Origin of the sequence: Escherichia sp. WS547, assembly GCF_046486065.1 — a bacterium.
Lineage (GTDB): Bacteria > Pseudomonadota > Gammaproteobacteria > Enterobacterales > Enterobacteriaceae > Escherichia > Escherichia coli.
In genome coordinates, this window is sequence record NZ_JBJQMA010000034.1 from 26,589 (window position 1) to 36,905 (window position 10,317).

The following is a 10,317-nucleotide window of genomic DNA, read 5'->3' on the forward strand; positions in this document are numbered from 1 at the left end:
ATGGCCGTTTATCGAAAGGAAGAAGTCAATGCGCAATCTGGTTAAATATGTCGGAATTGGCCTGCTGGTTATGGGGCTTGCGGCCTGTGATGATAAAGACACTAACGCTACGGCGCAGGGTTCGGTCGCGGAAAGTAACGCTACCGGGAATCCCGTCAACCTGCTTGATGGCAAGTTAAGTTTCTCGCTGCCAGCGGATATGACCGACCAGAGCGGTAAGCTGGGAACGCAGGCCAATAACATGCATGTCTGGTCCGACGCCACCGGGCAGAAAGCAGTCATCGTCATCATGGGCGATGACCCGAAAGAAGATCTGGCGGTGCTGGCGAAGCGTCTGGAAGATCAGCAACGTAGTCGCGATCCGCAGCTGCAAGTGGTAACCAATAAAGCCATTGAGCTGAAAGGTCACAAAATGCAGCAGTTAGACAGCATTATCTCCGCGAAAGGCCAGACGGCGTACTCTTCCGTTATTCTGGGTAACGTGGGTAATCAACTGCTGACCATGCAAATTACGCTGCCCGCTGACGATCAGCAAAAAGCGCAGACCACCGCAGAAAACATCATTAATACGCTGGTTATTCAGTAAGTTTTAAGATGATGAGGCGGCCTCAGGGACGTGTTCCGGAGGCCGTTTTTTTAATCGCCACGTCAGTAATAACGCGATTGCGACCAGTCCCGCCGCCGCCAGATAAATCACCGGTACGCCCGCCCAGCTCATCACCAGCCCAGCCAGTGGTCCGGTCACGCCAAGCGATAAATCCATAAATACGGTGTAGGTTGCCAGCGCCGCCCCCTGATTTTGCTGTGGAACCGCTTTTACCGCCACTACGCCCAATGCCGGGAACACCAGCGAAAACCCTGCCCCCGCCAGTAAGACGCCGATTTTCGCCATCCACGGCATAGTCGCCACGCCAACCAATAGCAGGCCGATTATCTCAACGCTAAAGCAAATCATCGCCACGTTTAAGCCGCCGATACGGTTAATGCCATTAGGGAATAACAAACGCGTACCGACAAACGCACAGCTAAACAGCGTCAGCGCGAAAGCCGCACCGTCCCAACCTTTAGCGTCATAAAACAGCGTGATAAAGGTGGCAATAACGCCAAATCCGGCGGAAGCCAGTGCCAGCGCCATGCCGTACAGCCAGACGCGCCCAAGCACCGCGCGAAACGGCAGCGGTTTGCCTTTACTGGCTTTTACCGTCGGACGCGGGATCGCCAACAAAATGGCCACCAGCGCCACGCCCATGATGATTAACGCTAACGCCTGCAAGCCGCCCCAGTGATAAAACACGACACCTAACGGCGCACCCATCGCCATCGCCCCGTAAGTGACAATGCCGTTCCACGAAATCACCCGCCCGATATGCAGCGAACCAACCACGCCAACGCCCCATAGGGTCGATCCCGTTCCGGCAAAACTTTGCCCAATCCCAAGGATCACGCGCCCCAGGCACAGTAATAACAGGCTGATGACGGGCAGACTGGCGGTTAATCCTGCCGTCAGATACCCCAGACCGCTCAAAAAGCAGCCGCATAAACCGAAGACGACAATCTTTTTGGGTCCCAGCAAATCGGCGTAACGTCCGGCATGAGGGCGGCTCAGCAAGGTGGCGAAATATTGCAGGCTGATAACCAATCCTGCCCAGAAAGCGCTAAAGCCCATCACATCATGGACATAGCCCGGTAATACAGCGAGCGGCAACCCGATGGTGAGGTAGCTGGCGAAGTTAAACATGACAATGGAGACAATGCGCAAATTCAGGCGCAATCCGTTTAGCGCGGGTTCGGCTACGGGTTCGGGCATGAGGATCACCACATTTTTACAACAGTGTTTCATTTTTACCACGTGCTGACGTGAAAATCAGCAGTAAGAATCAGAATATTGCTGGCGTGACTCCCGCTACACTTAATACAAAAAGTCACAAGGAAGCCCCAATGGAAACCCCTCAACCCGATAAAACGGGCATGCACATTCTGCTCAAGCTGGCCTCGCTGGTAGTGATCCTCGCGGGCATTCACGCAGCGGCAGATATCATTGTGCAGCTGTTACTGGCGCTGTTTTTTGCCATCGTCCTCAACCCGCTCGTTACCTGGTTTATTCGTCGGGGAGTACAACGCCCCGTTGCCATTACGATTGTGGTGGTGGTGATGCTGATCGCACTCACCGCGCTGGTCGGCGTACTGGCGGCATCGTTTAACGAATTTATCTCTATGCTGCCGAAGTTTAATAAGGAGCTGACGCGCAAACTTTTTAAATTGCAGGAGATGTTGCCTTTTCTTAATTTGCATATATCGCCGGAGCGAATACTGCAGCGGATGGACTCGGAAAAAGTGGTTACCTTCACCACGGCGCTAATGACCGGGCTTTCCGGGGCAATGGCGAGCGTGCTTTTGCTGGTGATGACCGTAGTTTTCATGCTGTTTGAAGTGCGCCACGTCCCTTACAAAATGCGTTTTGCGCTAAATAACCCACAGATTCACATCGCGGGATTACACCGCGCACTTAAAGGCGTTTCGCATTATCTGGCGTTAAAGACGTTACTCAGTTTATGGACAGGTGTCATCGTCTGGCTGGGGCTGGAGCTGATGGGGGTGCAGTTTGCGCTGATGTGGGCAGTACTGGCGTTTTTGCTCAACTACGTGCCCAATATCGGCGCGGTAATTTCCGCCGTACCGCCAATGATTCAGGTGCTGCTGTTTAATGGTATTTACGAATGTATTCTGGTCGGCGCATTGTTTTTAGTTGTCCATATGGTCATCGGCAATATTTTAGAACCACGGATGATGGGCCATCGCCTGGGGATGTCCACCATGGTGGTATTTCTTTCATTGTTAATTTGGGGATGGCTGCTCGGCCCGGTAGGGATGCTACTTTCGGTGCCATTAACCAGCGTGTGTAAAATCTGGATGGAAACCACCAAAGGCGGTAGCAAACTGGCGATTTTACTGGGACCAGGCAGACCGAAAAGTCGGTTACCGGGATGAGGCGACAAGTGTTACGATACGCACTTTCATTTTCCATTAAACGTTGGCCCTGATATGTATCGGATAGTTCTGGGGAAAGTTTCGACCTTAAGCGCAGCTCCTCTGCCACCGGGTTTACGCGAGCAAGCACCGCAAGGTCCACGACGTGAACGCTGGCTGGCGGGGCGTGCATTGCTTTCGCACACGCTTTCCCCGCTACCGGAGATCATCTATGGCGAACAAGGCAAACCGGCATTCGCGCCGGAAACGCCGCTATGGTTCAACTTAAGCCATAGCGGTGACGATATAGCCCTGCTGTTGAGCGATGAAGGCGAAGTCGGCTGCGATATCGAAGTGATTCGCCCGCGCGCCAACTGGCGCTGGCTGGCGAACGCCGTGTTCAGCCTCGGGGAACACGCTGAGATGGACGCCGTGCATCCTGATCAGCAACTGGAAATGTTCTGGCGCATCTGGACGCGCAAAGAAGCCATCGTTAAACAGCGTGGCGGCAGCGCCTGGCAAATCGTCAGCGTAGACAGCACCTATAACTCCTCGCTGTCAGTCAGCCATTGTCAGCTGGAAAATTTAAGCCTGGCGATCTGCACCCCTACCCCCTTTACGCTCACCGCCGACAGTGTGCAATGGATCGATTCAGTTAACTGATCCGCCCACCCGACTGCCCATCTATTGATCCAGAACAGGTAATCAGTATGACGAATACTTAAAATCGTCATACTTATTTCCGCCATCTATTTTAATCCATTGGGGTTACCATGTTCTCTACACTCCGCCGCACTCTATTTGCGCTGCTGGCTTGTGCGTCTTTTATCGTCCATGCCGCTGCACCAGATGAAATCACCACCGCCTGGCCGGTGAATGTCGGGCCACTAAACCCGCACCTTTACACGCCTAACCAGATGTTCGCCCAGAGCATGGTTTATGAACCATTGGTGAAATATCAGGCAGACGGTTCGGTGATCCCGTGGCTGGCAAAAAGCTGGACTCATTCTGAAGATGGCAAAACCTGGACCTTCACCCTGCGTGATGACGTGAAATTCTCCAACGGCGAACCGTTTGATGCAGAGGCGGCGGCAGAAAACTTCCGCGCAGTGCTCGATAACCGTCAACGTCACGCCTGGCTGGAGCTGGCAAACCAGATTGTTGATGTCAAAGCACTCAGTAAAAACGAGCTGCAAATCACCCTGAAAAGCGCCTACTATCCTTTCCTGCAAGAACTGGCCCTGCCCCGTCCTTTCCGTTTTATCGCACCCTCGCAGTTTAAAAACCACGAAACCATGAACGGAATTAAAGCGCCGATTGGCACCGGGCCGTGGGTTTTACAGGAATCGAAACTGAATCAGTACGATGTCTTCGTCCGTAACGAAAACTACTGGGGCGAAAAGCCAGCGATTAAAAAGATCACCTTTAACGTGATCCCGGACCCGACTACCCGCGCGGTGGCGTTTGAAACTGGCGATATCGACCTGCTGTACGGAAACGAAGGGTTATTACCGCTCGATACCTTCGCCCGCTTTAGCCAGAACCCGGCTTACCACACCCAACTGTCACAGCCGATCGAAACCGTGATGCTGGCGCTCAATACCGCCAAAGCCCCCACCAACGAGCTGGCCGTACGTGAAGCTCTTAATTACGCGGTAAACAAAAAATCGCTGATTGATAACGCGTTGTATGGCACCCAGCAGGTCGCCGACACCCTGTTTGCTCCTTCTGTACCCTACGCCAACCTCGGCCTGAAACCGCGCCAGTACGATCCGCAGAAAGCGAAAGCGTTGCTGGAAAAAGCCGGTTGGACGTTGCCTGCGGGCAAAGACATCCGCGAGAAAAATGGTCAGCCGCTGCGCATTGAACTGTCGTTCATCGGCACCGATGCGTTAAGTAAATCGATGGCGGAAATCATTCAGGCTGATATGCGCCAGGTTGGCGCAGATGTCTCGCTGATTGGCGAAGAAGAGAGCAGTATCTATGCTCGTCAGCGCGACGGTCGTTTTGGCATGATTTTCCACCGCACCTGGGGCGCGCCATACGATCCACACGCCTTCCTGAGTTCAATGCGCGTACCGTCGCACGCTGATTTCCAGGCACAGCAAGGATTAGCCGACAAGCCGCTGATTGATAAAGAGATCGGCGAAGTGCTGGCAACCCATGACGAAACGCAACGTCAGGCGCTGTATCGCGACATTCTGACCCGTCTGCATGACGAGGCGGTTTATCTGCCTATCAGTTACATCTCGATGATGGTGGTATCAAAACCGGAGCTGGGTAACATCCCCTACGCGCCGATCGCCACCGAAATTCCGTTCGAACAGATTAAACCGGTGAAACCTTAATGTTGCGTTACGTATTACGCCGCTTTCTGCTGCTGATCCCGATGGTGCTCGCCGCCTCGGTGATCATTTTTCTGATGCTGCGCCTCGGCACCGGCGACCCGGCGCTTGATTATTTGCGTCTGTCTAACCTGCCGCCGACGCCGGAGATGCTGGCCTCTACACGCACCATGCTGGGGCTGGATCAGCCGCTGTACGTCCAGTACGGCACCTGGTTGTGGAAGGCGCTGCATCTTGACTTTGGTATCTCATTCGCCAGCCAACGCCCGGTGCTGGACGATATGCTGAACTTCCTGCCCGCCACGCTGGAACTTGCAGGTGCCGCGCTGGTATTAATTCTGCTCACTTCCGTGCCGCTCGGTATCTGGGCGGCGCGCCATCGCGACCGTCTGCCGGATTTCGCCGTACGTTTCATCGCGTTTCTCGGCGTGTCGATGCCTAACTTCTGGCTGGCGTTTTTACTGGTGATGGCGTTTTCGGTGTATCTGCAATGGCTACCCGCGATGGGCTACGGCGGCTGGCAGCACATCATTTTGCCTGCGGTTTCCATTGCCTTTATGTCGCTGGCGATTAACGCGCGACTGCTGCGCGCCAGTATGCTGGACGTCGCCGGTCAGCGTCACGTCACCTGGGCGCGGCTACGCGGCCTGAATGACAAACAGACCGAGCGTCGTCATATTCTGCGCAATGCCTCGCTGCCGATGATCACCGCCGTGGGGATGCACATTGGCGAACTGATTGGCGGGACGATGATTATCGAAAACATCTTTGCCTGGCCGGGCGTCGGGCGCTATGCGGTGTCGGCGATTTTTAACCGTGACTATCCGGTGATCCAGTGCTTTACGCTGATGATGGTGGTGGTTTTTGTGGTCTGTAATTTGATTGTTGATTTGCTCAACGCCGCGCTGGACCCGCGCATTCGTCGTCATGAAGGAGCCCACGCGTGAACTTTTTCCTCTCTTCCCGCTGGTCGGTACGCCTGGCGCTGATCATTATCGCCCTGCTGGCGCTGATTGCGCTCACCAGCCAGTGGTGGCTGCCGTATGACCCACAGGCGATTGATCTGCCGTCGCGCCTGCTTTCACCGGATGCGCAGCACTGGCTGGGTACCGATCATTTAGGGCGCGATATTTTCTCGCGGCTGATGGCGGCGACCCGCGTGTCGCTCGGCTCGGTAATGGCCTGCCTGCTGCTGGTGCTGACATTAGGGCTAGTTATTGGCGGCAGCGCCGGGCTGATTGGCGGGCGCGTTGATCAGGCCACCATGCGCGTCGCGGATATGTTTATGACCTTCCCGACGTCGATTCTGTCGTTCTTTATGGTCGGCGTACTCGGCACCGGGTTGACCAACGTGATTATCGCCATCGCCCTGTCGCACTGGGCGTGGTATGCGCGCATGGTGCGCAGCCTGGTGATTTCGCTACGCCAGCGCGAGTTTGTGCTGGCGTCACGGCTTTCCGGCGCGGGCCATGTGCGGGTGTTTGTCGATCATCTGGCAGGCGCGGTGATCCCCTCGCTGCTGGTGCTGGCGACGCTGGATATTGGTCATATGATGCTCCACGTCGCGGGGATGTCCTTCCTCGGCCTCGGCGTGACCGCGCCGACCGCCGAATGGGGCGTGATGATTAACGACGCGCGTCAGTATATCTGGACCCAGCCGCTGCAAATGTTCTGGCCGGGGCTGGCGCTGTTTATCAGCGTGATGGCCTTTAACCTGGTGGGTGACGCACTGCGCGATCATCTGGATCCTCATCTGGTGACGGAGCACGCACACTGATGCCGCAACAGATTGAACTGCGCGATATCGCGCTACAGGCCGCGCAGCCGCTGGTGCACGGCGTATCGTTAACCCTTAAACGCGGGCGTGTGCTGGCGTTAGTCGGCGGTAGCGGCAGCGGGAAATCACTGACCTGCGCCGCGACGCTGGGCATTCTGCCCGCAGGCGTTCGCCAGACGGCGGGGGAAATTTTAGCCGATGGCAAACCGGTTTCTCCCTGTGCCCTGCGCGGCATCAAAATTGCCACCATCATGCAGAACCCGCGCAGCGCCTTTAATCCGCTACACACCATGCACACCCACGCGCGTGAAACCTGCCTGGCGCTGGGGAAACCCGCCGATGACGCTACGCTTACCGCTGCCATAGAAGCGGTGGGGTTGGAAAACGCCGCGCGCGTGTTGAAGCTGTACCCGTTCGAGATGAGCGGCGGCATGTTGCAGCGCATGATGATTGCGATGGCGGTGTTGTGTGAATCGCCGTTTATCATCGCCGATGAACCGACCACCGACCTCGACGTGGTAGCACAGGCGCGCATCCTCGATCTGCTGGAAAGCATTATGCAAAAACAAGCACCGGGAATGCTGCTGGTCACCCATGATATGGGCGTTGTGGCGCGTCTGGCGGATGACGTGGCGGTGATGTCACACGGTAAAATTGTCGAACAGGGCGATGTAGAAACGCTGTTTAACGCCCCCAAACATACGGTGACGCGCAGCCTGGTTTCCGCTCATCTCGCCCTCTACGGTATGGAGCTGGCATCATGACTTTACTTAACGTCTGCGACCTTTCACATCACTATGCGCACGGTGGATTTAGCGGAAAACATCAGCATCAGGCGGTACTGAATAACGTTTCCCTGACCCTGAAAAGCGGTGAAACCGTCGCCCTGCTGGGACGCAGCGGCTGCGGAAAAAGCACCCTCGCGCGGCTGCTGGTAGGCTTAGAGTCTCCCTCACAAGGGAATATTAGCTGGCGCGGCGAATCGCTGGCGAAACTTAATCGCGCCCAACGTAAAGCCTTCCGCCGTGATATTCAGATGGTGTTTCAGGACTCCATCAGTGCCGTGAATCCGCGCAAAACCGTGCGCGAGATCCTGCGTGAACCGATGCGCCACCTGCTATCGCTGAAAAAAGCCGAACAACTGGCGCGCGCCAGCGAAATGCTGAAGGCGGTCGATCTCGATGACAGCGTGCTCGACAAGCGCCCACCGCAGTTAAGCGGCGGCCAGCTCCAGCGCGTCTGCCTGGCACGCGCGTTGGCGGTCGAACCGAAACTGCTGATTCTGGATGAAGCCGTTTCTAACCTTGATCTCGTGTTACAGGCGGGCGTCATTCGCCTGCTGAAAAAGCTACAACAACAGTTTGGCACTGCCTGCCTGTTCATCACTCATGACTTACGCCTGGTGGAACGCTTTTGCCAGCGAGTGATGGTGATGGACAACGGGCAAATCGTCGAAACCCAGGTGGTGGGAGATAAATTAACCTTTTCCTCTGACGCCGGACGTGTGCTACAAAACGCGGTATTACCCGCATACCCCGTGCGCCGTCGCGCCACAGAAAAGGTTTAAGTCTATGCAACGAGTTACCATCACGCTTGATGACGATTTACTGGAGACGCTGGACAGCCTGAGCCAGCGTCGTGGCTATAACAACCGTTCCGAAGCTATCCGCGATATTCTGCGTAGCGCCCTGGCGCAAGAGGCCACTCAGCAGCACGGCACACAAGGTTTCGCGGTGCTGTCGTATGTGTATGAACACGAAAAACGCGACTTAGCCAGCCGTATTGTCTCCACCCAGCACCATCACCACGATCTCTCCGTCGCGACGCTACATGTCCACATCAATCACGACGACTGTCTGGAAATCGCCGTGTTGAAAGGTGACATGGGTGACGTGCAGCATTTTGCCGATGACGTTATCGCCCAGCGCGGCGTGCGGCACGGGCATTTGCAGTGCTTGCCGAAGGAAGATTAAGCCTATTATTGGGTCCTTTGGTGAACGATCAACAAAGGGCCACTAGCACACCTGATTCCTCTCTAAATACCCTATCCGAACCTTCTCTTTTGTAACGTTCTAAATATATTCCTAAAAACCTTCAATTCATTGTGACCACAAGTTTTTCTTCGTTTTTTCGTATGAAGATACTGTCATTAAAATAATAGAAAAGGATTTTACGATGAGCGGAAAACCGGCGGCGCGTCAGGGCGACATGACGCAGTATGGCGGTAGCATTGTCCAGGGTTCAGCCGGGGTGCGCATCGGTGCCCCCACCGGCGTGGCCTGTTCGGTGTGCCCCGGCGGGGTGACGTCCGGCCATCCGGTCAATCCGCTGCTCGGCGCGAAGGTCCTTCCCGGCGAAACCGACCTTGCCCTGCCCGGCCCGCTGCCGTTCATCCTCTCCCGCACCTACAGCAGTTACCGGACAAAAACGCCCGCGCCGGTGGGGAACCTCGGCCCCGGCTGGAAAATGCCTGCGGATATCCGCTTACAGCTGCGCGATAACACACTGATACTCAGTGATAACGGCGGCAGAAGCCTGTATTTTGAGCACCTGTTTCCCGGTGAGGACGGTTACAGCCGCAGCGAGTCACTCTGGCTGGTGCGCGGCGGCGTGGCGAAACTGGATGAAGGTCACCGGCTGGCCGCACTCTGGCAGGCGCTGCCGGAAGAGCTTCGCCTGAGTCCGCATCGTTATCTGGCGACGAACAGTCCGCAGGGGCCGTGGTGGGTACTCGGCTGGTGTGAGCGGGTGCCGGAGGCGGATGAGGTGCTGCCTGCGCCGCTGCCGCCGTACCGGGTACTGACCGGGCTGGTGGACCGCTTCGGGCGCACACAGACGTTCCACCGTGAGGCTGGCGGCGAAATCACCGGCGTGACGGATGGTGCCGGGCGTCACTTCCGGCTGGTACTGACCACGCAGGCGCAGCGGGCAGAAGAAGCCCGGCAGCAGGCCTCTTCCGGCGGGACGGAACCGTCCGCTTTTCCTGATACCCTGCCGGGTTACACCGAATATGGCCGGGACAACGGCATCCGTCTGTCTGCCGTGTGGCTGACGCACGACCCGGAATACCCGGAGAATTTACCTGCCGCGCCGCTGGTGCGCTATGGCTGGACGCCACGCGGCGAACTGGCGGCGGTGTATGACCGCAGCAATACACAGGTGCGCAGCTTTACTTACGATGATAAATACCGGGGCCGGATGGTGGCGCACCGTCACACGGGCCGGTCG

The 10,317-nt window shown here is 56.3% G+C and carries 10 protein-coding genes and 1 pseudogene; 10 read left to right on the forward strand and 1 reads right to left on the reverse strand.

Annotated features, from left to right (window positions below; all coding sequences use genetic code 11):
• Positions 1-28 precede the first annotated feature (28 nt).
• Positions 29-586, forward strand: a complete 558-nt coding sequence (dcrB, locus tag ACJHWK_RS22080; protein ID WP_001245295.1) for a phage sensitivity protein DcrB — start codon at positions 29-31, stop codon at positions 584-586.
• A gap of 3 nt (positions 587-589) precedes the next feature.
• On the opposite strand, the gene ACJHWK_RS22085 is transcribed toward dcrB, so the two are convergent.
• Positions 590-1,807 carry an MFS transporter gene (locus tag ACJHWK_RS22085; RefSeq protein ID WP_001309018.1) on the reverse strand — a complete coding sequence of 406 codons (1,218 nt, stop codon included), beginning with the start codon at positions 1,805-1,807 and terminating at the stop codon, positions 590-592.
• A 131-nt stretch (positions 1,808-1,938) separates the two neighbouring features.
• On the opposite strand from ACJHWK_RS22085, the gene ACJHWK_RS22090 reads away from it, so the two are divergent.
• From ACJHWK_RS22090 to rhsC, 9 genes and pseudogenes are all read left to right on the forward strand, one after another.
• A complete protein-coding gene (locus ACJHWK_RS22090; RefSeq protein ID WP_001590841.1) occupies positions 1,939-2,988 on the forward strand; it encodes an AI-2E family transporter in 1,050 nt (349 codons plus the stop codon).
• 54 nt (positions 2,989-3,042) lie between these two features.
• A complete protein-coding gene (gene acpT, locus ACJHWK_RS22095; protein ID WP_000285789.1) occupies positions 3,043-3,630 on the forward strand; it encodes a 4'-phosphopantetheinyl transferase AcpT in 588 nt (195 codons plus the stop codon).
• A gap of 110 nt (positions 3,631-3,740) precedes the next feature.
• A complete protein-coding gene (gene nikA, locus ACJHWK_RS22100; RefSeq protein WP_000493127.1) occupies positions 3,741-5,315 on the forward strand; it encodes a nickel ABC transporter substrate-binding protein in 1,575 nt (524 codons plus the stop codon).
• Entirely contained in the window at positions 5,315-6,259 is a 945-nt protein-coding gene (gene nikB, locus ACJHWK_RS22105; protein WP_000947068.1) for a nickel ABC transporter permease subunit NikB, read from the forward strand. Before nikA ends, nikB begins: the two co-directional genes overlap by 1 nt.
• Entirely contained in the window at positions 6,256-7,089 is an 834-nt protein-coding gene (gene nikC / locus ACJHWK_RS22110; protein ID WP_001008963.1) for a nickel ABC transporter permease subunit NikC, read from the forward strand. Before nikB ends, nikC begins: the two co-directional genes overlap by 4 nt.
• Positions 7,089-7,853 (forward strand): nickel import ATP-binding protein NikD, encoded by a 765-nt coding sequence (gene nikD, locus ACJHWK_RS22115; protein WP_001136198.1) that lies wholly within the window; start codon positions 7,089-7,091, stop codon positions 7,851-7,853. Before nikC ends, nikD begins: the two co-directional genes overlap by 1 nt.
• Positions 7,850-8,656 carry a nickel import ATP-binding protein NikE gene (gene nikE, locus ACJHWK_RS22120; RefSeq protein ID WP_001521512.1) on the forward strand — a complete coding sequence of 269 codons (807 nt, stop codon included), beginning with the start codon at positions 7,850-7,852 and terminating at the stop codon, positions 8,654-8,656. The genes nikD and nikE overlap by 4 nt, the downstream gene beginning before the upstream one ends.
• Before the next feature lie 4 nt (positions 8,657-8,660).
• Positions 8,661-9,062, forward strand: a complete 402-nt coding sequence (nikR, locus tag ACJHWK_RS22125; RefSeq protein WP_001190062.1) for a nickel-responsive transcriptional regulator NikR — start codon at positions 8,661-8,663, stop codon at positions 9,060-9,062.
• Between the two features lie 202 nt (positions 9,063-9,264).
• Positions 9,265-10,317 (forward strand): annotated as a pseudogene (gene rhsC / locus ACJHWK_RS22130) (rhs element protein RhsC); the annotation flags it as partial.

What these genes read in the sequence shown, in the direction of transcription:
- dcrB (WP_001245295.1), top strand. Translation starts at nt 29, where the DNA reads ATGCGCAATCTGGTTAAATATGTCGGAATTGGCCTGCTGGTTATGGGG.
- ACJHWK_RS22085 (WP_001309018.1), bottom strand. Translation starts at nt 1,807, where the DNA reads ATGCCCGAACCCGTAGCCGAACCCGCGCTAAACGGATTGCGCCTGAAT.
- ACJHWK_RS22090 (WP_001590841.1), top strand. Translation starts at nt 1,939, where the DNA reads ATGGAAACCCCTCAACCCGATAAAACGGGCATGCACATTCTGCTCAAG.
- acpT (WP_000285789.1), top strand. Translation starts at nt 3,043, where the DNA reads ATGTATCGGATAGTTCTGGGGAAAGTTTCGACCTTAAGCGCAGCTCCT.
- nikA (WP_000493127.1), top strand. Translation starts at nt 3,741, where the DNA reads ATGTTCTCTACACTCCGCCGCACTCTATTTGCGCTGCTGGCTTGTGCG.
- nikB (WP_000947068.1), top strand. Translation starts at nt 5,315, where the DNA reads ATGTTGCGTTACGTATTACGCCGCTTTCTGCTGCTGATCCCGATGGTG.
- nikD (WP_001136198.1), top strand. Translation starts at nt 7,089, where the DNA reads ATGCCGCAACAGATTGAACTGCGCGATATCGCGCTACAGGCCGCGCAG.
- nikE (WP_001521512.1), top strand. Translation starts at nt 7,850, where the DNA reads ATGACTTTACTTAACGTCTGCGACCTTTCACATCACTATGCGCACGGT.
- nikR (WP_001190062.1), top strand. Translation starts at nt 8,661, where the DNA reads ATGCAACGAGTTACCATCACGCTTGATGACGATTTACTGGAGACGCTG.